Genomic DNA, 18,262 nt, shown 5'->3' on the forward strand with positions numbered 1-18,262 from the left:
TCGCCATGGCTACCTCGCTCGACGTGATCGACGCCGCCGGCAAGAAGACCGGTTCGGTCGACCTGCCCGCCGCCGTCTTCGACGTTCAGACCAACGTTCCGCTGCTGCACCAGGTCGTCGTGGCCCAGCTCGCAGCCGCCCGCCAGGGTACTCACTCGACCAAGGGTCGCGGCGAGGTCTCGGGCTCGGGCGTCAAGCCCTTCAAGCAGAAGGGCACCGGTCGCAGCCGTCAGGGCTCCGTCCGCGCCCCCGAGCACCGCGGCGGTGGCATCGTGCACGGCCCGACGCCCCGCAACTACGCGCAGCGCACCCCCAAGAAGATGATCGCCGCCGCCCTCCTGGGCGCGCTCAGCGACCGCGCCCGGGGCGAGCGCCTGCACATCGTCGAGTCGTTCGGCTCGGACGTGCCCTCGACGAAGGCCGCGGCCGCCGTCCTCGCGCAGCTCACGACGGGCCGCAACGTGCTCGTCGTGATCGAGCGCGACGACGAGGTCAACCTCAAGAGCGTGCGCAACCTCAAGAACCTGCACGTGATCAGCCCCGACCAGCTCAACGCGTACGACGTGCTGGTGAGCGACGACATCGTGTTCACGAAGGCCGCGTACGAGACCTTCGTCAGCTCGAAGACGAACAAGGAAGAGGTCGGCGCATGAGCATCCACGCAGTCGCCCAGAACAAGGACCCGCGCGACATCATCATCGCGCCGGTCGTCAGCGAGAAGAGCTACGCGCTCATCGACGACGGCAAGTACACCTTCCTCGTCGACCCGCGCGCGAACAAGACCGAGATCAAGCTCGCCATCGAGAAGATCTTCAACGTCAAGGTCGCGTCGATCAACACGCTCAACCGCACGGGCAAGACCCGCCGCACCCGCTTCGGCACCGGCAAGCGCAAAGACACCAAGCGCGCCATCGTGACCCTGAAGTCGGGCTCCATCGACATCTTCACGGCCGTCGGCTAGGCGCGAAAAGGACAACGACAATGGCTATTCGCAAGTACAAGCCCACGACTCCGGGTCGTCGCGGCTCGTCGGTCTCCGACTTCACGGAGATCACGCGCTCGACCCCCGAGAAGTCGCTGCTCAAGCCGCTGCCCAAGACCGGTGGCCGCAACAACTCGGGTCGCATCACCACCCGCCACATCGGCGGTGGCCACAAGCGCCAGTACCGCGTCATCGACTTCCGTCGCAATGACAAGGACGGCGTGAACGCCAAGGTCGCGCACATCGAGTACGACCCCAACCGCACCGCGCGCATCGCGCTGCTGCACTTCGTCGACGGCACGAAGCGCTACATCCTGGCGCCCAACAAGCTGTCGCAGGGCGACATCGTCGAGTCGGGTCCCTCGGCCGACATCAAGCCCGGCAACAACCTGCCGCTGCGCAACATCCCCGTGGGTACCGTCATCCACGCCATCGAGCTCCGCCCCGGTGGCGGCGCGAAGATGGCGCGCTCGGCCGGTGCCTCGGTGCGACTCGTCGCCAAGGACGGCCCCTACGCGCAGCTGCGTCTGCCCTCGGGCGAGATCCGCAACGTCGACGCGCGCTGCCGCGCCACCGTCGGCGAGGTCGGCAACGCCGAGCAGTCGAACATCAACTGGGGCAAGGCCGGCCGTATGCGCTGGAAGGGCGTTCGCCCGACCGTGCGCGGTGTCGCGATGAACCCGATCGACCACCCGCACGGTGGTGGCGAGGGCAAGACCAGTGGTGGTCGTCACCCGGTCAGCCCGTGGGGCCAGTCTGAAGGCCGCACGCGCGATCGCAAGAAAGCGAGCGACAAGCTCATCGTCCGCCGCCGCACCGTTGGCAAGAAGCGCTAGTAGGAGTCGACAACTATGCCTCGCAGTCTCAAGAAGGGTCCGTTCGTTGACGACCACCTGCTCCGCAAGGTGTTCGCGCAGAACGAGGCCAGCACCAAGAACGTCATCAAGACCTGGTCGCGCCGTTCGATGATCGTCCCCGCCATGCTCGGGCACACCATCGCCGTGCACGACGGCCGCAAGCACATCCCCGTGTTCGTGACCGAGACCATGGTCGGCCACAAGCTCGGCGAGTTCGCGCCGACCCGCACCTTCCGCGGCCACGAGAAGGACGACAAGAAGGGTCGTCGCCGGTAACCCGGCGGCGTGAAGAGGAGTACAGACATGGTGGAGTCGATCGCCCGCGTGCGACACATCCGCGTGACGCCTCAGAAGGCTCGTCGCGTCGTCGACCTGATCCGCGGCAAGCAGGCCCTCGAGGCCCTGGCCATCCTGAAGTTCGCGCCCCAGGGTGCGAGCGAGCCCGTCTACAAGCTCGTCGCGGCGGCCATCGCCAACGCGCGCGTCAAGGCGGATGCTGCGAACACCTTCCTCGACGAGCAGGACCTCTACGTGTCCCGCGCGTTCGTCGACGAGGGAACGACCCTCAAGCGGTTCCAGCCGCGTGCGCAGGGTCGCGCGTTCCGCATCAACAAGCGCACCAGCCACATCACCGTCGTGCTCGCCACGCCGGATGAGCTGGTCGCTGCGGGCTCGAGCACCGGCAAGAAGAAGGCGAGCAAGTAGTCATGGGCCAGAAAGTCAACCCGTACGGTTTCCGTCTCGGAATCACGACCGACCACGTGTCGCGCTGGTTCTCCGACAGCACCAAGCCCGGTCAGCGCTACGCCGACTATGTGGCTGAAGACGTCAAGATCCGCCGGATGCTCACCACGAGCCTCGACCGGGCCGGCGTCGCGCGCATCGAGATCGAGCGCACGCGCGACCGTGTCCGCGTCGACATCCACACGGCGCGTCCCGGCATCGTCATCGGCCGCCGTGGCGCCGAGGCCGAGCGCATCCGCGCCGACCTCGAGAAGCTCACCGCCAAGCAGATCCAGCTCAACATCCTCGAGGTCAAGAACCCCGAGGCCGAGGCCCAGCTCGTGGCCCAGGGCATCGCCGAGCAGCTGAGCGCCCGCGTGGCGTTCCGTCGCGCGATGCGCAAGGGCCTGCAGGGCGCGCAGCGCGCCGGCGCCAAGGGTGTTCGCATCCAGGTGTCGGGTCGTCTCGGCGGCGCCGAGATGAGCCGGTCGGAGTTCTACCGCGAAGGCCGTGTGCCCCTGCACACCCTGCGCGCGAACATCGACTACGGCTTCTACGAGGCCAAGACCACCTTCGGCCGCATCGGCGTGAAGGTCTGGATCTACAAGGGCGACATCACCAACAAGGAACTCGCTCGCGAGCAGGCGACCCAGAAGTCGTCGCGCCCCGAGCGTCGTGACTCGGACCGCGGTCCTCGTCGTGACGGCGGCCGTCCGGCCACCGCTGCGGCTCCCGTCGCGGCCGGAGCGGAAGGCTAGGAACAATGCTGATTCCCCGCAAGGTCAAGTACCGCAAGCAGCACCACCCCAAGCGGAGTGGGCACGCGACCGGTGGCACCGAGGTCACGTTCGGCGAGTTCGGCATCCAGGCCCTCACGCCTGCGTACGTCACGAACCGGCAGATCGAGTCCGCCCGTATCGCCATGACGCGCCACATCAAGCGCGGTGGCAAGGTATGGATCAACATCTACCCCGACCGTCCGCTCACCAAGAAGCCCGCTGAGACCCGCATGGGGTCCGGTAAGGGCTCGCCCGAGTGGTGGGTCGCCAACGTCAAGCCGGGTCGCGTCCTCTTCGAGGTCGCCGGTGTCAACGAGCAGCTCGCTCGTGAGGCCATGACCCGTGCCATCCACAAGCTGCCCCTCAAGGCACGCATCATCAAGCGCGAGGGAGGCGACGCGTAATGGCGATCGGATCCAAGGAGCTGGCACCTGCCGAGCTCGACACCTTCGAAGACGAGCGACTCGTCGACGAGCTCAAGAAGGCCAAGGAAGAGCTGTTCAACCTGCGCTTCCAGGCCGCGACCGGTCAGCTCGAGAGCCACGGCCGGCTGCGTGCGGTGAAGCGCGACATCGCGCGCATCTACACGATCATCCGCGAGCGCGAGCTCGGCTTGCGCGCGACCCCGGCCCCCCTCGAGGTGGCCGAGAAGCCCGCGAAGAAGGCCGCGAAGGCCAAGACCGAGGCTGCGGCCGAGGTCGAGGCGGCGCCCGCCGAGAAGGCTGACGCGTCGGAGAAGACTGAGGAGAAGAACTGATGGCGACGACCGAGAAGAAGGCCGCTGCCGGCCACGAGTCGGCCGCGCACGACGTTCGCGACGAGGCCGCTCGCGGGTACCGCAAGGTGCGCCGCGGCTACGTGACCAGCGACAAGATGGAGAAGACCATCGTCGTCGAGGTCGAGGACCGCGTGAAGCACCCGCTGTACGGCAAGGTCATCCGCCGTACCTCGAAGGTCAAGGCGCACGACGAGCAGAACAGCGCCGGCATCGGCGACCTCGTGCTCATCTCCGAGACCCGCCCCCTGTCCGCTACGAAGCGCTGGCGCCTCGTCGAGATCCTCGAGAAGGCCAAGTAGGCATCCGCCTGCTTGACCACTAGGAGTGAGAGAAAATGCTTCAGCAGGAATCCAGAGTCAAGGTGGCCGACAACACCGGCGCCAAGGAGCTCTTGACGATCCGCGTGCTCGGCGGCTCCGGCCGCCGCTACGCGGGCCTCGGTGACATCATCGTGGCGACCGTGAAAGACGCGATCCCCGGCGGCAACGTCAAGAAGGGCGACGTCGTCAAGGCCGTCATCGTGCGCACCGTCAAGCAGACCCGTCGTCCCGACGGCTCGTACATCAAGTTCGACGAGAACGCCGCTGTCATCCTCAAGGCTGACGGCGACCCTCGTGGAACCCGCATCTTCGGACCGGTCGGGCGCGAGCTGCGCGACAAGAAGTTCATGAAGATCGTCTCGCTCGCCCCGGAGGTGCTGTAACCATGGCCAAGATCAAGAAGGGCGACCTCGTCCAGGTGATCAGCGGCGCGACCGAAGACCGCGGCGGCGACCGCGGCAAGCAGGGTCGTGTCATCGAGGTCATCGCGGAGAAGAACCGCGTGATCGTCGAGGGCGTCAACTACGTCACCAAGCACGTGCGCGTCGGCCAGACGCAGCGCGGCACCAAGACCGGTGGCATCGAGACCCAGGAAGCGCCGATCCACATCTCGAATGTGGCCCTCGTCGACCCGAAGACCAAGAAGCCGACCCGCGTGGGTTTCCGCGAGGAGACCGTCGAGAAGAACGGCGTCAAGAAGACCGTCCGCGTGCGGTACGCCAAGAAGTCAGGTGAGAAGCTCTAATGTCAACCGAAACTGCCGCGCCGGCTGGCGCCGCCTTGGCGAACAAGGTCCAGCCGCGCCTCAAGCAGAAGTACCGTGCCGAGATCACGAAGGCGCTGACCGAGCAGTTCGGGTACACCAACCCGCACCAGGTTCCCGGTCTCGTCAAGATCGTCGTCAACACGGGTGTCGGCGAGGCCGCTCGCGACTCGAAGGTCATCGACGGGGCCATCAAGGACCTCACGGCGATCACCGGTCAGAAGCCGCAGGTCACGAAGGCCCGCAAGTCGATCGCGCAGTTCAAGCTGCGCGAGGGCATGCCGATCGGCGCGCACGTCACGCTGCGCGGCGACCGTGCCTGGGAGTTCATGGACCGCCTGATCACCCTCGCGCTGCCCCGCATCCGCGACTTCCGCGGCCTGAGCGCCACGCAGTTCGACGGCAACGGCAACTACACCTTCGGTCTCCAGGAGCAGAGCGTGTTCCACGAGATCGACCAGGACAAGATCGACCGCGTCCGCGGATTCGACATCACGGTCGTCACGACGGCGAAGACGGATGACGAGGGTCGCGCCCTGCTGCGCGCGCTCGGCTTCCCCTTCCGCTCGAGCGACACCCCCCAGTAACACTCCAACCCGGTCTTCGGACCACGATCGGCCAGGTCGGCCCCGGTGTCCCGGGAGTCGAAACCGGACGAGAACAGGAAACACTCATCATGACGATGACAGATCCGGTCGCAGACCTGCTGACCAGACTGCGCAACGCCAACTCGGCGTTCCACGACGAGGTGTCGCTGCCCAGCTCGAAGCTGAAGACGCACATCGCCGAGATCCTCAAGCGCGAGGGCTACATCGCCGACTGGGCCGTCTCCGACGCGCGCGTCGGCACGACGCTGACCCTTTCGCTCAAGTACGGCCCGAACCGCGAGCGGTCGATCGCCGGCATCAAGCGCGTCTCGAAGCCGGGTCTGCGCGTCTACGCGAAGTCCACCGAGATCCCCACCGTCCTCGGTGGCCTCGGCGTCGCGATCCTGTCGACTTCCTCCGGTCTGCTGACTGACCGCGAGGCGATGAAGAAGGGCGTGGGTGGGGAAGTCCTCGCCTACGTGTGGTAACCCGCCATGTCACGTATCGGACGCATGCCCATCGACATCCCTGGTGGTGTCGAGGTGAAGATCGACGGCCAGGCCGTCTCGGTCAAGGGCCCGAAGGGTGAGCTCTCGCTCACCGTCGCGAGCCCCATCGAGGTCGCCATCGAGGACAACCAGGTGGTCGTCACCCGTCCCGACGACGAGCGCGCCTCGCGCTCGCTGCACGGGCTCACCCGCACGCTCATCGCGAACCAGATCATCGGCGTCACCCAGGGCTACTCCAAGGGCCTCGAGGTCGTCGGCACCGGTTACCGCGTGCAGGCCAAGGGCGAGGGTGTCGAGTTCGCACTCGGCTTCTCGCACCCCGTCACCGTGAACCCGCCCGCCGGGATCACCTTCACGGTGGAGGGCAACAACAAGCTCACCGTCAGCGGCATCGACAAGCAGGCCGTCGGCGAGGTCGCGGCCAACATTCGCAAGATTCGCAAGCCCGAGCCCTACAAGGGCAAGGGTGTGCGGTACGCCGGCGAGGTTGTGCGCCGCAAGGCCGGAAAGGCTGGGAAGTAGTCATGGGTCTCGGAACCAGAGGCAAGAGCAAGACGGCGGCCAAGGGCCGTCGCCACGCGCGTCTGCGCAAGCGCATCACGGGCACGAGCGAGCGTCCGCGTCTCGTCGTCACCCGGTCGGCGCGTCACGTCTTCGTGCAGATCGTCGACGACACCAAGGGTCACACCGTGGCCAGCGCATCGACCATGGAGGGCGACCTCCGCGGCTTCGAGGGCGACAAGACAGCCAAGGCCCGCAAGGTCGGCGAGCTGGTCGCCGAGCGCGCGAAGAAGGCCGGCGTCGAGGCGGTCGTGTTCGACCGCGGCGGCAACCGCTACGCGGGCCGCGTCGCGGCGATCGCCGATGGAGCTCGAGAGGGTGGACTGGACCTGTGAGCGAGTCTGAGACTGTGAACAACACCGAGAAGGAGCAGACCGTGGCGGCAGAGGCCCCCGTGGAGACCGCTGCGTCGTCGGAAGCGACCACTGAGCCCCGCGAGGCTCGCCGTGGCGGCCGGGAGCGCAACCCCAACCGCGACCGCGGCCAGCGCGAGACCGAGAAGAGCCCGTTCCTCGAGCGGGTCGTCACGATCAACCGCGTGTCGAAGGTCGTGAAGGGTGGTCGTCGCTTCAGCTTCACCGCCCTCGTGGTCGTCGGTGACGGCAACGGCATGGTCGGCGTCGGCTACGGCAAGGCCCGCGAGGTGCCCACGGCGATCTCGAAGGGCGTCGAGGAGGCGAAGAAGAACTTCTTCCGCGTCCCTCGCGTCGCTGCGACGATCCCGCACCCCGTGCAGGGTGAGGCCGCTGCCGGTGTCGTGCTGCTGCGCCCCGCCGCCGCGGGTACCGGTGTTATCGCCGGTGGCCCCGTGCGTGCCGTGCTCGAGTGCGCTGGCATCCACGACGTGCTGAGCAAGTCGCTCGGCTCGTCGAACACCATCAACATCGTCCACGCGACCGTGGCCGCGCTGCAGCAGCTCGAAGAGCCGCGCGCCGTCGCCGCCCGTCGTGGACTCGAGTTCGAGGATGTCGCTCCTGCGCGCCTCGTGCGCGCCGAGGCCCTCGCGGCCGAGGCCGCAGCCGGAAAGGGCGGTGCCTGATGGCCGCGCAGCTGAAGGTGACCCAGATCAAGTCCGTCATCAGCGAGAAGCAGAACCAGCGCGACACCCTGCGGAGCCTGGGTCTCAAGCGCATCGGCGACGTCGTCGTGCGCGAAGACACCCCGGCCAACCGCGGCTACGTGCGCACGGTGGCTCACCTCGTGACGGTCGAGGAGATTGACTAATGGCTGAAGAGAAGAAGGACGGCGCCGCGAAGGCTCCGGCCAAGAAGACCACGACGGCGAAGCCGGCGGCTGAGAAGGCGCCCGTGAAGGCCGCTGCTGCCAAGGCTCCGGCCAAGGCCGCCGCGAAGCCTGCTGCGGAGAAGGCTCCGGCCAAGGCCGCCGCGAAGCCTGCTGCGGAGAAGGCTCCGGCGAAGGCGGCTGCGAAGCCTGCTGCGGAGAAGGCTGCTGCTGAGAAGGCTCCGGCGAAGACCGCTGCCGCGAAGGCTCCCGCGAAGAAGGCCGCCTCGGCCGATGTCGCCCGTCCGCAGGTGCTCAAGGTGCACCACCTCCGTCCGGCTGCGGGCTCGAAGAAGGACCGCACCCGCGTCGGTCGTGGTGAGGGCTCGAAGGGCAAGACGGCCGGTCGTGGCACCAAGGGCACCAAGGCCCGCTACCAGGTCAAGCCCGGCTTCGAGGGCGGCAACCTCAACTCGGTGATGCGCGCGCCCAAGCTGCGCGGCTTCACGAACCCGTTCCGGGTCGAGTACCAGGTCGTCAACCTCGCCGCGCTCGCGGAGCTCTACCCGAAGGGCGGCGATGTCACCATCGCCGATCTCGTCGCGAAGGGCGCTGTGCGCAAGAACGAGAAGGTCAAGGTTCTTGGCGATGGCGACATTGCGGTTAAGCTCAATGTGACCGTCGACAAGGTCTCGCGCTCTGCCGAGCAGAAGATCGTCGCTGCCGGCGGTTCGATCCAGTAGGTGACGGGTGGCCCTCCGGGGCCACCCGCCCCTGCGGTTCCGGCCCACTCGGGCCACAGCATCCACTCGCCGCCGGGCGGGCGGATGCTCATAGTTTTTCTACGGGAGGTCTCGTGTTCAGAGCTATCGGGCGGATCTTCCGCACGCCCGACCTGCGCCGGAAGATCGGCTTCACCCTCGGTGTGGTCGCCGTCTTCCGTCTGGGATCGTTCATTCCCGCGCCGTTCGTCGACTTCCAGAACGTGCAGCTCTGCCTCGCGGGCAACCAGGGCGCCACGGGCCTGTACCAGCTGGTCAACCTCTTCAGCGGCGGCGCCCTGCTGCAGCTGTCGATCTTCGCGCTCGGCATCATGCCGTACATCACCGCGTCGATCATCACGCAGCTGCTGCGCGTCGTCATCCCGCACTTCGACACCCTCCACAAGGAGGGCCAGGCGGGCCAGGCCAAGCTCACGCAGTACACCCGCTACATGACGATCGCGCTCGCGATCCTGCAGTCGACCACCCTCATCACGGTCGCGCGCGCAGGCGCGCTCTTCCCGACGACGAGCGGCGTCCCCGAGTGCAGCCAGCTGCTCACCAACGACGCCTGGTACGCCATCCTGCTCATGGTCATCACGATGACCGCGGGCACGGGCCTCATCATGTGGTTCGGCGAGCTCGTGACCGAGCGCGGCATCGGCAACGGCATGTCGCTCCTGATCTTCGTCTCGATCGCGGCGACCTTCCCCTCGGCGCTGTGGGCCATCGCCGTCTCGCAGGGCCCGGAGATCTTCATCCTCGTGCTCCTGCTCGGCCTGCTCGTGATGGCGGCGGTCGTCTTCGTCGAGCAGTCGCAGCGACGCATCCCGGTGCAGTACGCCAAGCGCATGGTCGGGCGCCGCACCTACGGCGGCAACAACACGTACATCCCCATCAAGGTCAACATGGCCGGCGTCGTGCCCGTCATCTTCGCCTCGTCGCTGCTGTACCTGCCCGCCCTCATCGCGCAGTTCAACCAGCCTGCGGCGGGCGAGACGGCACCCGAGTGGGTCGTCTGGATCCAGAACAACCTGGTCTCGGGCGACAACCCGATCTACATGGTCGTCTACTTCCTGCTCATCGTCGGCTTCACGTACTTCTACGTCGCGATCACCTTCAACCCCGAAGAGGTCGCCGACAACATGAAGAAGTACGGCGGCTTCATCCCCGGCATCCGCGCGGGTCGCCCGACGGCCGAGTACCTCGACTACGTGCTCACGCGGGTCACGCTGCCGGGCTCGCTGTACCTCGGTCTCATCGCCCTCATCCCGCTCATCGCCTTCGCGGCGGTCGGCGCGAACCAGAACTTCCCGTTCGGCGGGGCGAGCATCCTGATCATCGTCGGCGTCGGCCTCGAGACAGTGAAGCAGATCGACGCGCAGCTGCAGCAGCGCCACTACGAGGGTCTCCTGCGATGAGCGCTCGTCTGCTGCTGATCGGTCCGCCCGGCGCGGGCAAGGGCACGCAGGCACAGCGCCTCTCTGAGGCCCTGGGTGTTCCAGCCATCTCGACCGGCGATATCTTCCGCATGCACCTGCGCAATGAGACCGAGCTGGGCCTCAAGGCGAAGGCGTTCATGGATGCGGGCGACAACGTTCCCGACAGCCTCACGAACGACCTCGTGCGCGACCGCCTCTCGCAGCCCGACGCCGCGGCCGGCTTCCTGCTCGACGGCTACCCGCGGACGACCGATCAGGTGCGTGCCCTCGACGAGTTTCTCGCCGAGCACGGCACGTCGATGGACGCCGTCGTCGAACTCGTGGCCGAGCCCGATGTGGTCGTCGAGCGCCTGAAGAAGCGCGCCCTCGACCAGGGCAGGGCCGACGACGACGAGGCGGTCGTGCGTCACCGTCTCGACGTCTACGCGCAGCAGACCGCGCCGCTCATCGGCGTATATGCCGAGCGGGGGCTGCTCGCCAAGGTCGACGGCATCGGCGAGATCGCCGAGGTCACCGAGCGCATCGAGTCGGCGCTCGCCGCGCGCGGCATCCTGTTCACCGCGTGAGCCGCACCCGTCGCGCCGCTCGGTCGGCCGACTTGCCTCGAGGCGCCACTATCACCTAAGCTCGACCCTTGGTGCTTTCGGCACGCCTTCGGCGTGTCTGCTCAGACCCCGCCGTGCAGAGGGGGTCACCGTGGCAGCACCGTGTCATCCGCACGACCGGTAGAAACCACACTTTTAGCGACGAAGAGGCAATGGCCAAAAAAGACGGTGTCATCGAGATCGAAGGCTCGGTGGTCGAAGCGCTGCCCAACGCGATGTTCCGCGTCGAGCTGACCAACGGCCACAAGGTGCTCGCCCACATCTCGGGCAAGATGCGCCAGCACTACATCCGCATCCTCCCCGAGGACCGCGTGATCGTGGAGCTGAGCCCCTACGACCTGACCCGCGGCCGCATCGTCTACCGCTACAAGTAAGCGTTTCGCCGGATAAGGAACGGCCCGGGGATCCACCCGGCGCACGAGGCCAGCGAGAGAGAAGAACATCATGAAGGTCAACCCCAGCGTCAAGCCCATCTGCGACAAGTGCAAGGTGATCCGTCGCCACGGCAACGTCATGGTCATCTGCGAGAACCCCCGGCACAAGCAACGCCAGGGCTAAGGCTCTCGAGCCTCCTCCGAACTCACAACTGAATACGCACTCCAGGCAGTACCAGAACCCGCGGATGCGGGGGACACCCCGGGCGAGAGGCCCGGGCACCGGTACTGCTCCACACCTCTCACACACCTGAAGGAGCCGTCATGGCCCGTCTTGCCGGAGTGGACATCCCGCGCGATAAGCGCGTGGAGATTGCCCTCACGTACATCTACGGAGTTGGACGCACGCGTTCGACCGAGACCCTCGCCGCCACGGGCATCGACCCGAACGTGCGCGTCAAGGATCTGACCGACGACCAGCTCGTCGCGCTGCGCGACCACATCGAGGGCGCCTACAAGGTCGAGGGCGACCTGCGTCGCGAGGTCGCTGCCGATATCCGCCGCAAGGTCGAGATCGGCTCCTACGAGGGCATCCGCCACCGCCGCGGCCTGCCCGTGCGCGGTCAGCGCACCAAGACCAACGCGCGCACCCGCAAGGGCCCGAAGCGCACCGTCGCCGGCAAGAAGAAGGCGCGCTAGTCCGGCCCCGCCGCGACCCGCGCAATCCACAGGTTTAGGAGAAGACCATGGCAGCACCCAAGTCGGCCGCGCGCAAGCCCCGCCGCAAAGAGAAGAAGAGCATCGCCGTCGGCCAGGCTCACATCAAGTCCACGTTCAACAACACGATCGTGTCGATCACCGACCCGAGCGGCGCCGTCATCAGCTGGGCCTCGTCGGGCCAGGTCGGCTTCAAGGGCTCGCGCAAGTCGACCCCCTTCGCCGCCCAGCTCGCCGCCGAGTCGGCTGCGCGTCAGGCGCAGGAGCACGGCATGAAGAAGGTCGACGTCTTCGTCAAGGGCCCGGGCTCGGGCCGCGAGACCGCGATCCGCTCGCTGCAGGCCGCCGGCCTCGAGGTCGGGTCGATCAGCGACGTGACGCCCCAGGCGCACAACGGCTGCCGCCCGCCCAAGCGTCGCCGCGTCTAATCCTTCGACCCCGTGTCGTCCGGCCCGAGCGCAGCTCGGGTCGGCGCGGGGGTCGCGGCGATGCGCTGCATCGTCCTCAGCTCCACCGCGCATAACTCAACACACTCGACGAGCCAGCCACTCGTCGCGCCACAAGTGTCATATGGCGGACACTTTGCCGAAAGGAAACACATAGTGCTCATCGCACAACGTCCCACGCTGACCGAGGAGAACGTCTCCGAGTTCCGCTCGCGCTTCATCATCGAGCCGCTCGAGCCCGGCTTCGGCTACACCCTCGGCAACTCGCTGCGCCGCACGCTGCTCTCGTCGATCCCCGGCGCCGCCGTGACGAGCATCCGCATCGACGGCGTGCTGCACGAGTTCAGCACCATCGCGGGGGTGAAGGAGGATGTCACCGAGATCATCCTCAACGTCAAGAACCTCGTGGTCTCGAGCGAGCACGACGAGCCGATCACCGCCTACCTGCGCAAGCAGGGCGCGGGCGAGGTCACCGCGGCCGACATCTCGGCCCCGGCCGGCGTCGAGATCCACAACCCTGAGCTCGTGATCGCGACGCTCAACGACAGCGCGAAGTTCGAGCTCGAGCTCACGATCGAGCGCGGTCGCGGCTACGTCAGCGCGACGCAGAACCGCAGCGAGTTCAGCGAGGCCGGCCAGATCCCCGTCGACTCGATCTACTCGCCCGTGCTCAAGGTCACCTACCGCGTCGAGGCGACGCGTGCCGGTGAGCGCACTGACTTCGACCGTCTCGTCGTCGACGTCGAGTCGAAGCCGGCCATCACGCCGCGCGACGCGATCGCGTCGGCTGGCCGCACGCTCGTCGAGCTGTTCGGTCTCGCACGCGAGCTCAACACCCAGGCCGAGGGCATCGAGATCGGCCCCGCGCCGGTCGACGCCGTGCTCTCGACCGAGCTCTCGATGCCGATCGAAGACCTCGATCTGTCGGTGCGCAGCTACAACTGCCTCAAGCGCGAGGGCATCAACACCGTGAGCGAGCTCGTGGCGCTCTCGGAGACCCAGCTCATGAACATCCGCAACTTCGGCCAGAAGTCGGTCGACGAGGTCAAGGACAAGCTCGTCGAGATGGGCCTCTCGCTCAAGGACGCGGTTCCCGGGTTCGACGGCGCTCACTTCTACGGCGGCTACGACGACGAGGAGAGCTAGGCCGCACCCGCGACCCGCTCCCCTCCCGTCACTGATACGAAAGAACACACACCATGCCTCAGCCCACGAAGGGCCCCCGCCTCGGCGGCGGTCCCGCCCACGAGCGCCTGCTGCTCGCCAACCTCGCGACGGCGCTCTTCACGCACAAGCGCATCACGACGACCGAGACCAAGGCCAAGCGCCTTCGTCCGCTCGCCGAGCGTCTCATCACCTTCGCGAAGCGCGGTGACCTGCACGCCCGTCGCCGGGTGATGACGATCATCCACGACAAGAGCGCCGTGCACGAGCTCTTCACGGAGATCGCGCCGCTCGTCGCCGAGCGCGAAGGCGGCTACACCCGCATCACGAAGGTCGGCTACCGTAAGGGCGACAACGCCCCCATGGCCGTCATCGAGCTCGTGCTCGAGCCGGTGAACCCGAAGCCGAAGAGCGCGAAGAAGTCGGCCGCCGCGGCCGCTCCGGTCGCCGCCCCGGTCGACGAGGCTGTCGCTGACGAGGTCGTCGCTGACGAGACCGTCGCCGACGAGGCCGTCGTCGAGGAGGCCACGGCCGAGACCGAGGCCGTCGAGACCGAGTCCGCCGAGGAGGCGCCCGCCGAGGCCGCCGACGAGGCTCCGGCCGAGGACGAGGCCAAGTAGCTCCGCGCCATCACGATCGCGTCACGGCCCCCGCTCCAGTGGAGCGGGGGCCGTACGCTTTCTCGCGTGACCGACGACCTCAGGCCGCTGCGCGAGCGCGTGACCGCCCCCGCGACGATCCCGATGCCCGACGGCCCCGAGGGCATCCACTGGCGCCCGCTCTCGGGTGACGACGCGGAGGCCGTGACCGACCTCGCCGAGCGCATCAGCGTGCGCGACCACCCGACCTGGAGCGAGTCGCTCGACGAGATCCGCGAGGAGCTCGGGCACTCGTGGGTCGAGCCCGGTCGCGACGGCATGCTCGCGGTCGACACCGAGGGCACGGCGGTCGCGTGGGGCCTCGTGGTCGCCCCGCCCGACCCCGAATCGCTCGTGCGGGTGATCCTGTTCGGGGGCGTCGACGCCGCGCATCGCGGCCGCGGGATCGGGCGCCGCCTGCTCGCGTGGCAGCAGGAGCGCGCCCGCGCACTGCTCGCCGACTCCGACCTCGCCCTGCCCGCGTGGGTGCTCAGCTATGCGGCCGACCGCGCGCCCGAGCACGGACGCCTGTTGCAGCGAGCGGGCTTCGAGCCGGCGCGCTACTTCACGACCCTCGAGGCCGATCTCGCCGACCCCACGCTGCCGGCTCCGCACCCGGAGGGCGTCGCGATCGTGCCGTTCGAGGCGGCCATGAGCGAACTCGTGCGCGCGGCCAAGAACGCCGCCTTCGCCGATCACTGGGGCAGCCAGCCGGCCTCGCGCGAGGGCTGGGAGTCGATGCAGGGCCTGCCGAGCTTCCGCCCCGATCTCAGCCGCGTCGCGACGGTCGGCGACGAGGTCGTCGGCTTCGTCATCACCGAGGTGAACGAAGACGACTGGGAGCGCCAGGGATCGCGCTCGGGATACATCGGTCTCGTCGGCACCGTTCGCGCGTGGCGCGGCCGCGGCCTCGCGAGCGCACTGCTGAGCGAGGTGCTCACCGCCTACCGCGACGCGGGCCTCGAGTGCGCCGTGCTCGATGTGGACACCGAGAACCCCACGGGTGCTCTGGGCGTCTACACGCGCCTCGGCTTCGCGCCGACCGCACGCGACGTCTCGTACCGCGTCGTCTACTAGCGCGCACTCACCGCGCTCAACGGGGCCGTTGCACCTCGGGGTTGGCGTCGTAGTCGACCGGGTCGGGCAGGTCGACGAGGTACTGCAGCGCGCCCTCGACCGTGCGTGTGTAGATGCGCCCGCCCGCCGAGCCGGGGTGCACCTGATCACGCGCGAGCAGCTCGAGCCGGGGCGTGATCGCTGATCGCCAGTCGGCCAGCACGACCTGCCGGTAGTCCTGGGCGTAGGCGGCGAGCCGCGCGTTGACGGTCGGGATCCATCCGCGCGGCGCTTGCGCGCTCACGAGCACGAGCGCTCGGTCGGGCCCGATGATGGCCCGGATCTCTCGGAGCGTGGCCGTGTCGATCGAGCCGTTGGTGCCGAGCCCGATGACGACTTATGGCCGCAGCGCCCCCTGATCGGCGAGTCGCTGCAAGCGCCCGGGAGCCTGGTGCATCTGCCGAGAGACCGCTGCGTCGATCGCGATGCCCGGGAACCGCGCCTGCAACTGCGGCGCTGCCGCGAGCATCACCGAGTCGCCGATCGCCACGATCTGATCCCCCGAGGGCAAGGGCGCACCGCCGGGCTCGGCGGGCGCCCGATCCTGCGGGGGGATACGCAGCGGCCCGGCGGCGGGCGCGGCATCGAGGGCGGCCTGCCCCGCCGCGATGAGGGCGGCGGCCTCGGACTGCGCGGGCGCCCGCACGACCGCGAGAGCGCTGCCCGCGATGAGTCCCGCGAGCGCGAGAACGGTGCCCCCGGCGAGTACAGCCCGGCGCGGACGCGACCAGCCCCGCTCGCCGCGCAGCGCCGCCGCCGCGAGCCCCGTGCGCACCGGCTGCTCGACGAACCGATGGCTCAGGGCCGCGAGCACGACGGCGATGGCGAGGGCGGCGAGGCCGAGCAGCCAGCTCGAGCCGCCGACGCGGTCGACGGCCGGCAGCGCGGCACCGAGCAGGATGAGCACGGGCCAGTGCCAGAGGTACAGCCCGTACGACCGCTCGCCGAGCCAGCGGGGGAGCGGGGCATCCGCCCACTGCGCCGCCCGGCCGCCCGGATGCGCGAGGCATGCGATGAGCGCGCCGGTCAGCAGCGCGGCCGCGAGGAGCCCGCCCCGATACGTGGCGGCGCCGTCGATTGTGAGCACGAGGGCGAGAGCGACGAGTCCGCTCGCCGCGAGCACCGCGCCGGCATCGGCCGCCCAGGCGGGAGTGCGGTGAGCGGATGCCCGCTGCCGCAGCGGATCGACGCCGAGAGCGAGGGCGGCGCCGAGCAGCAGCCCGAAGCCGTGCGTGAGCGTCGAGAGGTACGCGACCGAGGCGGGGGCCGGGTCGATCGCCGGGTCGCCCGCGAGCAGCGCCAGCCCGACGGCCGAGGCCGCGGCGAGCGCGAGCGGGAGGGCGACGCGCAGCCAGCGCCTCGGGATGAGAAGCAGGGCGATGATGGCGAGCGGCCAGAGCACGTAGAACTGCTCTTCGACCGCGAGCGACCAGGCGTGGCGGAAGAGCTCGGGGCTCGTCTGGTCGAGGTAGCTCGACCCCTGCGCGATCGACCACCAGTTGCTGCTGAAGGTCAGCACGCCGGCGAGCTGCCAGCCGATGCCGACGAGCACGTCGCCGCCGATGAGCGCCGCGACGGCGGCGGTGAGCCCGACCATGACCATGAGCGCGGGCAGCAGCCGACGCGCGCGCCGGGCCCAGAACCGGCGCAGGGCGATGCGACCGTGCATCCGGTGCTCGGCGACGAGGAGGGCGGTGATGAGATAGCCGCTCACGACGAGGAACACGTCGACACCGACGAAGCCGCCCGGCGCGAGGCCCGGGAACAGGTGGTACGCGAGCACGAGCACGATCGCGAGCGCCCGCAGGCCGTCGAGGCCGGGAAGGCGGTCGCGGGCGACGCTGCTCGTGCTGATGGCCGACATGGTTCCTCTAGGGTCGTCCTCCCGCGCCCCTCGGTCAAACCGCGCGCCGTAGACTCAGCAGTCGTGGAGACTGTGCGCCTGCGGCTCGATCTCGCCTACGACGGGACGGCCTTCTCGGGCTGGAGTCGTCAACCCGGTCTGCGCACGGTCGAGGGCGTGCTCGATGCGGCGATCGCGACGCTCCTGCGCGACCCCGAGCTCGAGGTGCGCCTCGTCGTGGCCGGTCGCACCGACGCGGGCGTGCACGCCACCGGGCAGGTGGCGCACATCGATCTCACCGCCGAGCAGTACCGCCGCCTCGCCTCGTCGCGGCGCGCCGGATCGGTCGAGCAGTCGGTGGCGCGCCGCCTCAACGGCATCGTCGCGGCGACCGCCGCCGATGTCGTCATCGACCGGGTCTCGGTCGCGCCGGCGGGCTTCGACGCCCGGTTCTCGCCCGTCTGGCGCCGCTACGAGTACCGCATCGCCGACGCGCTCAGCCATCGCGATCCGCGCCGCCGCACGCATACGCTCTGGCACCCCTCCGAACTCGACGCGGCGGCGATGGATGCTGCTGCCGCGAGCCTCACGGGCCTGCACGACTTCGCGGCCTTCTGCAAACCGCGCGAGGGCGCCACCACCATCCGCACCCTGCTCGACTACGTGTGGACACGGGACGCCGAGGGCGTGCTCGTCGCCACGGTGCGGGCCGACGCCTTCTGCCACTCGATGGTGCGCGCGCTCGTCGGCGCGGCCGTGGCCGTGGGGCTCGGTCGGCTCGACGGCGCGAGGCTGAGCGGCATCCTCGCCGATGCCGTCAAGGCCAACGCCTTCGCGGTCGTCGCGGCGAAGGGGCTCACGCTCATGGAGGTGGGCTACCCGCCCGACGACGAGCTCGGGGCCCGCGCCGAGCTGACCCGGGCGCGCCGCGAGCCGCTCGGGAGAGCATCCGACCCCTCGGACTGAGTCGGGCCGTCGCCCGTGAATTGACCGGGCACCGCCCGGCCGGTAGGCTCGACCCTTGGTGTCCGTCGCCGACGGTCATCCGGTTGAGCCCTCCACCGCGGCGTTCGCCC

The 18,262-nt window shown here is 68.8% G+C and carries 30 protein-coding genes; 28 read left to right on the forward strand and 2 right to left on the reverse strand.

What is annotated here, in order from left to right; genetic code table 11:
- Nucleotides 1–5 precede the first annotated feature (5 nt).
- The 27 genes from rplD (at nucleotide 6) to NNL39_RS06740 (ending at nucleotide 15,304) form a co-directional block, all read left to right on the forward strand.
- On the forward strand, nucleotides 6–653 hold the full coding sequence (gene rplD / locus NNL39_RS06610) for a 50S ribosomal protein L4 (RefSeq protein WP_255158196.1): 648 nt from the start codon (nucleotides 6–8) through the stop codon (nucleotides 651–653).
- Nucleotides 650–961 (forward strand): 50S ribosomal protein L23, encoded by a 312-nt coding sequence (gene rplW, locus NNL39_RS06615; protein ID WP_255158198.1) that lies wholly within the window; start codon nucleotides 650–652, stop codon nucleotides 959–961. The genes rplD and rplW overlap by 4 nt, the downstream gene beginning before the upstream one ends.
- A 20-nt stretch (nucleotides 962–981) precedes the next feature.
- Nucleotides 982–1,818: a 50S ribosomal protein L2 gene (rplB, locus tag NNL39_RS06620; protein ID WP_255158201.1), complete on the forward strand. Its 837-nt coding sequence runs from the start codon at nucleotides 982–984 to the stop codon at nucleotides 1,816–1,818.
- A gap of 15 nt (nucleotides 1,819–1,833) precedes the next feature.
- The gene (gene rpsS, locus NNL39_RS06625; protein ID WP_153982784.1) at nucleotides 1,834–2,115 is read left to right on the forward strand and encodes a 30S ribosomal protein S19; all 282 of its coding nucleotides are present in this window, start codon (nucleotides 1,834–1,836) and stop codon (nucleotides 2,113–2,115) included.
- Between the two features lie 27 nt (nucleotides 2,116–2,142).
- On the forward strand, nucleotides 2,143–2,544 hold the full coding sequence (gene rplV / locus NNL39_RS06630; RefSeq protein WP_255158203.1) for a 50S ribosomal protein L22: 402 nt from the start codon (nucleotides 2,143–2,145) through the stop codon (nucleotides 2,542–2,544).
- 2 nt (nucleotides 2,545–2,546) lie between these two features.
- Nucleotides 2,547–3,320, forward strand: a complete 774-nt coding sequence (rpsC, locus tag NNL39_RS06635) for a 30S ribosomal protein S3 (RefSeq protein WP_255158205.1) — start codon at nucleotides 2,547–2,549, stop codon at nucleotides 3,318–3,320.
- A 5-nt stretch (nucleotides 3,321–3,325) separates the two neighbouring features.
- Nucleotides 3,326–3,745, forward strand: coding sequence for a 50S ribosomal protein L16 (gene rplP, locus NNL39_RS06640; RefSeq protein WP_153982787.1), 420 nt, complete (start codon nucleotides 3,326–3,328; stop codon nucleotides 3,743–3,745).
- Entirely contained in the window at nucleotides 3,745–4,098 is a 354-nt protein-coding gene (gene rpmC / locus NNL39_RS06645) for a 50S ribosomal protein L29 (protein WP_255158207.1), read from the forward strand. The genes rplP and rpmC overlap by 1 nt, the downstream gene beginning before the upstream one ends.
- Nucleotides 4,098–4,418 carry a 30S ribosomal protein S17 gene (rpsQ, locus tag NNL39_RS06650; RefSeq protein ID WP_255158209.1) on the forward strand — a complete coding sequence of 107 codons (321 nt, stop codon included), beginning with the start codon at nucleotides 4,098–4,100 and terminating at the stop codon, nucleotides 4,416–4,418. Before rpmC ends, rpsQ begins: the two co-directional genes overlap by 1 nt.
- 35 nt (nucleotides 4,419–4,453) lie before the next feature.
- On the forward strand, nucleotides 4,454–4,822 hold the full coding sequence (rplN, locus tag NNL39_RS06655) for a 50S ribosomal protein L14 (protein ID WP_255158211.1): 369 nt from the start codon (nucleotides 4,454–4,456) through the stop codon (nucleotides 4,820–4,822).
- Between the two features lie 2 nt (nucleotides 4,823–4,824).
- On the forward strand, nucleotides 4,825–5,184 hold the full coding sequence (gene rplX / locus NNL39_RS06660; RefSeq protein ID WP_255158213.1) for a 50S ribosomal protein L24: 360 nt from the start codon (nucleotides 4,825–4,827) through the stop codon (nucleotides 5,182–5,184).
- On the forward strand, nucleotides 5,184–5,789 hold the full coding sequence (rplE, locus tag NNL39_RS06665) for a 50S ribosomal protein L5 (RefSeq protein ID WP_255158214.1): 606 nt from the start codon (nucleotides 5,184–5,186) through the stop codon (nucleotides 5,787–5,789). The genes rplX and rplE overlap by 1 nt, the downstream gene beginning before the upstream one ends.
- A gap of 89 nt (nucleotides 5,790–5,878) precedes the next feature.
- Entirely contained in the window at nucleotides 5,879–6,277 is a 399-nt protein-coding gene (rpsH, locus tag NNL39_RS06670) for a 30S ribosomal protein S8 (protein WP_255158216.1), read from the forward strand.
- Between the two features lie 6 nt (nucleotides 6,278–6,283).
- Entirely contained in the window at nucleotides 6,284–6,820 is a 537-nt protein-coding gene (rplF, locus tag NNL39_RS06675; RefSeq protein WP_255158218.1) for a 50S ribosomal protein L6, read from the forward strand.
- Between the two features lie 2 nt (nucleotides 6,821–6,822).
- Nucleotides 6,823–7,194: a 50S ribosomal protein L18 gene (gene rplR, locus NNL39_RS06680; RefSeq protein WP_255158220.1), complete on the forward strand. Its 372-nt coding sequence runs from the start codon at nucleotides 6,823–6,825 to the stop codon at nucleotides 7,192–7,194.
- 14 nt (nucleotides 7,195–7,208) lie between these two features.
- On the forward strand, nucleotides 7,209–7,898 hold the full coding sequence (gene rpsE, locus NNL39_RS06685) for a 30S ribosomal protein S5 (protein ID WP_407665167.1): 690 nt from the start codon (nucleotides 7,209–7,211) through the stop codon (nucleotides 7,896–7,898).
- Nucleotides 7,898–8,083, forward strand: coding sequence for a 50S ribosomal protein L30 (rpmD, locus tag NNL39_RS06690; RefSeq protein ID WP_047561535.1), 186 nt, complete (start codon nucleotides 7,898–7,900; stop codon nucleotides 8,081–8,083). The genes rpsE and rpmD overlap by 1 nt, the downstream gene beginning before the upstream one ends.
- The gene (rplO, locus tag NNL39_RS06695) at nucleotides 8,083–8,823 is read left to right on the forward strand and encodes a 50S ribosomal protein L15 (RefSeq protein ID WP_255158222.1); all 741 of its coding nucleotides are present in this window, start codon (nucleotides 8,083–8,085) and stop codon (nucleotides 8,821–8,823) included. The genes rpmD and rplO overlap by 1 nt, the downstream gene beginning before the upstream one ends.
- Nucleotides 8,824–8,936: 113 nt before the next feature.
- The gene (gene secY / locus NNL39_RS06700) at nucleotides 8,937–10,262 is read left to right on the forward strand and encodes a preprotein translocase subunit SecY (RefSeq protein WP_255158224.1); all 1,326 of its coding nucleotides are present in this window, start codon (nucleotides 8,937–8,939) and stop codon (nucleotides 10,260–10,262) included.
- Nucleotides 10,259–10,849 carry an adenylate kinase gene (locus tag NNL39_RS06705; RefSeq protein ID WP_255158226.1) on the forward strand — a complete coding sequence of 197 codons (591 nt, stop codon included), beginning with the start codon at nucleotides 10,259–10,261 and terminating at the stop codon, nucleotides 10,847–10,849. Before secY ends, NNL39_RS06705 begins: the two co-directional genes overlap by 4 nt.
- Nucleotides 10,850–11,040: 191 nt before the next feature.
- Nucleotides 11,041–11,262 (forward strand): translation initiation factor IF-1, encoded by a 222-nt coding sequence (gene infA, locus NNL39_RS06710; protein WP_021759551.1) that lies wholly within the window; start codon nucleotides 11,041–11,043, stop codon nucleotides 11,260–11,262.
- A gap of 70 nt (nucleotides 11,263–11,332) precedes the next feature.
- Nucleotides 11,333–11,446, forward strand: a complete 114-nt coding sequence (gene rpmJ / locus NNL39_RS06715; RefSeq protein WP_047561540.1) for a 50S ribosomal protein L36 — start codon at nucleotides 11,333–11,335, stop codon at nucleotides 11,444–11,446.
- A gap of 140 nt (nucleotides 11,447–11,586) precedes the next feature.
- Nucleotides 11,587–11,961 carry a 30S ribosomal protein S13 gene (gene rpsM / locus NNL39_RS06720; RefSeq protein ID WP_255158229.1) on the forward strand — a complete coding sequence of 125 codons (375 nt, stop codon included), beginning with the start codon at nucleotides 11,587–11,589 and terminating at the stop codon, nucleotides 11,959–11,961.
- A gap of 47 nt (nucleotides 11,962–12,008) precedes the next feature.
- Nucleotides 12,009–12,407 carry a 30S ribosomal protein S11 gene (gene rpsK, locus NNL39_RS06725; protein ID WP_047561544.1) on the forward strand — a complete coding sequence of 133 codons (399 nt, stop codon included), beginning with the start codon at nucleotides 12,009–12,011 and terminating at the stop codon, nucleotides 12,405–12,407.
- A gap of 174 nt (nucleotides 12,408–12,581) precedes the next feature.
- Nucleotides 12,582–13,571, forward strand: coding sequence for a DNA-directed RNA polymerase subunit alpha (locus tag NNL39_RS06730; RefSeq protein ID WP_255158231.1), 990 nt, complete (start codon nucleotides 12,582–12,584; stop codon nucleotides 13,569–13,571).
- Between the two features lie 53 nt (nucleotides 13,572–13,624).
- Entirely contained in the window at nucleotides 13,625–14,209 is a 585-nt protein-coding gene (rplQ, locus tag NNL39_RS06735; RefSeq protein WP_255158233.1) for a 50S ribosomal protein L17, read from the forward strand.
- A 66-nt stretch (nucleotides 14,210–14,275) separates the two neighbouring features.
- Nucleotides 14,276–15,304, forward strand: coding sequence for a GNAT family N-acetyltransferase (locus tag NNL39_RS06740; RefSeq protein ID WP_255158235.1), 1,029 nt, complete (start codon nucleotides 14,276–14,278; stop codon nucleotides 15,302–15,304).
- Nucleotides 15,305–15,320: 16 nt separating this feature from the next.
- Here the strand turns inward: NNL39_RS06740 and NNL39_RS06745 are convergent, their stop codons facing one another.
- Together NNL39_RS06745 and NNL39_RS06750 are read right to left on the reverse strand one after the other, a co-directional pair.
- On the reverse strand, nucleotides 15,321–15,587 hold the full coding sequence (locus NNL39_RS06745; protein WP_255158237.1) for an SGNH/GDSL hydrolase family protein: 267 nt from the start codon (nucleotides 15,585–15,587) through the stop codon (nucleotides 15,321–15,323).
- Nucleotides 15,588–15,680: 93 nt separating this feature from the next.
- Nucleotides 15,681–17,207: an acyltransferase family protein gene (locus NNL39_RS06750; RefSeq protein WP_255158239.1), complete on the reverse strand. Its 1,527-nt coding sequence runs from the start codon at nucleotides 17,205–17,207 to the stop codon at nucleotides 15,681–15,683.
- A 72-nt stretch (nucleotides 17,208–17,279) separates the two neighbouring features.
- Between NNL39_RS06750 and NNL39_RS06755 the strand changes: the two genes are divergently transcribed.
- Nucleotides 17,280–18,152 (forward strand): tRNA pseudouridine synthase A, encoded by an 873-nt coding sequence (locus NNL39_RS06755; RefSeq protein ID WP_255160902.1) that lies wholly within the window; start codon nucleotides 17,280–17,282, stop codon nucleotides 18,150–18,152.
- Nucleotides 18,153–18,262 lie beyond the last annotated feature (110 nt).

It is taken from the genome of Microcella humidisoli (assembly GCF_024362325.1).
Classification (GTDB): Bacteria; Actinomycetota; Actinomycetes; order Actinomycetales; family Microbacteriaceae; genus Microcella; species Microcella humidisoli.

Coding starts and splice junctions, on each gene's coding strand:
- rplD (WP_255158196.1), top strand. CDS start 6: ATGGCTACCTCGCTCGACGTGATCGACGCCGCCGGCAAGAAGACCGGT.
- rplW (WP_255158198.1), top strand. CDS start 650: ATGAGCATCCACGCAGTCGCCCAGAACAAGGACCCGCGCGACATCATC.
- rplB (WP_255158201.1), top strand. CDS start 982: ATGGCTATTCGCAAGTACAAGCCCACGACTCCGGGTCGTCGCGGCTCG.
- rpsS (WP_153982784.1), top strand. CDS start 1,834: ATGCCTCGCAGTCTCAAGAAGGGTCCGTTCGTTGACGACCACCTGCTC.
- rplV (WP_255158203.1), top strand. CDS start 2,143: ATGGTGGAGTCGATCGCCCGCGTGCGACACATCCGCGTGACGCCTCAG.
- rpsC (WP_255158205.1), top strand. CDS start 2,547: ATGGGCCAGAAAGTCAACCCGTACGGTTTCCGTCTCGGAATCACGACC.
- rplP (WP_153982787.1), top strand. CDS start 3,326: ATGCTGATTCCCCGCAAGGTCAAGTACCGCAAGCAGCACCACCCCAAG.
- rpmC (WP_255158207.1), top strand. CDS start 3,745: ATGGCGATCGGATCCAAGGAGCTGGCACCTGCCGAGCTCGACACCTTC.
- rpsQ (WP_255158209.1), top strand. CDS start 4,098: ATGGCGACGACCGAGAAGAAGGCCGCTGCCGGCCACGAGTCGGCCGCG.
- rplN (WP_255158211.1), top strand. CDS start 4,454: ATGCTTCAGCAGGAATCCAGAGTCAAGGTGGCCGACAACACCGGCGCC.
- rplX (WP_255158213.1), top strand. CDS start 4,825: ATGGCCAAGATCAAGAAGGGCGACCTCGTCCAGGTGATCAGCGGCGCG.
- rplE (WP_255158214.1), top strand. CDS start 5,184: ATGTCAACCGAAACTGCCGCGCCGGCTGGCGCCGCCTTGGCGAACAAG.
- rpsH (WP_255158216.1), top strand. CDS start 5,879: ATGACGATGACAGATCCGGTCGCAGACCTGCTGACCAGACTGCGCAAC.
- rplF (WP_255158218.1), top strand. CDS start 6,284: ATGTCACGTATCGGACGCATGCCCATCGACATCCCTGGTGGTGTCGAG.
- rplR (WP_255158220.1), top strand. CDS start 6,823: ATGGGTCTCGGAACCAGAGGCAAGAGCAAGACGGCGGCCAAGGGCCGT.
- rpmD (WP_047561535.1), top strand. CDS start 7,898: ATGGCCGCGCAGCTGAAGGTGACCCAGATCAAGTCCGTCATCAGCGAG.
- rplO (WP_255158222.1), top strand. CDS start 8,083: ATGGCTGAAGAGAAGAAGGACGGCGCCGCGAAGGCTCCGGCCAAGAAG.
- NNL39_RS06705 (WP_255158226.1), top strand. CDS start 10,259: ATGAGCGCTCGTCTGCTGCTGATCGGTCCGCCCGGCGCGGGCAAGGGC.
- infA (WP_021759551.1), top strand. CDS start 11,041: ATGGCCAAAAAAGACGGTGTCATCGAGATCGAAGGCTCGGTGGTCGAA.
- rpmJ (WP_047561540.1), top strand. CDS start 11,333: ATGAAGGTCAACCCCAGCGTCAAGCCCATCTGCGACAAGTGCAAGGTG.
- rpsM (WP_255158229.1), top strand. CDS start 11,587: ATGGCCCGTCTTGCCGGAGTGGACATCCCGCGCGATAAGCGCGTGGAG.
- rpsK (WP_047561544.1), top strand. CDS start 12,009: ATGGCAGCACCCAAGTCGGCCGCGCGCAAGCCCCGCCGCAAAGAGAAG.
- rplQ (WP_255158233.1), top strand. CDS start 13,625: ATGCCTCAGCCCACGAAGGGCCCCCGCCTCGGCGGCGGTCCCGCCCAC.
- NNL39_RS06750 (WP_255158239.1), bottom strand. CDS start 17,207: ATGTCGGCCATCAGCACGAGCAGCGTCGCCCGCGACCGCCTTCCCGGC.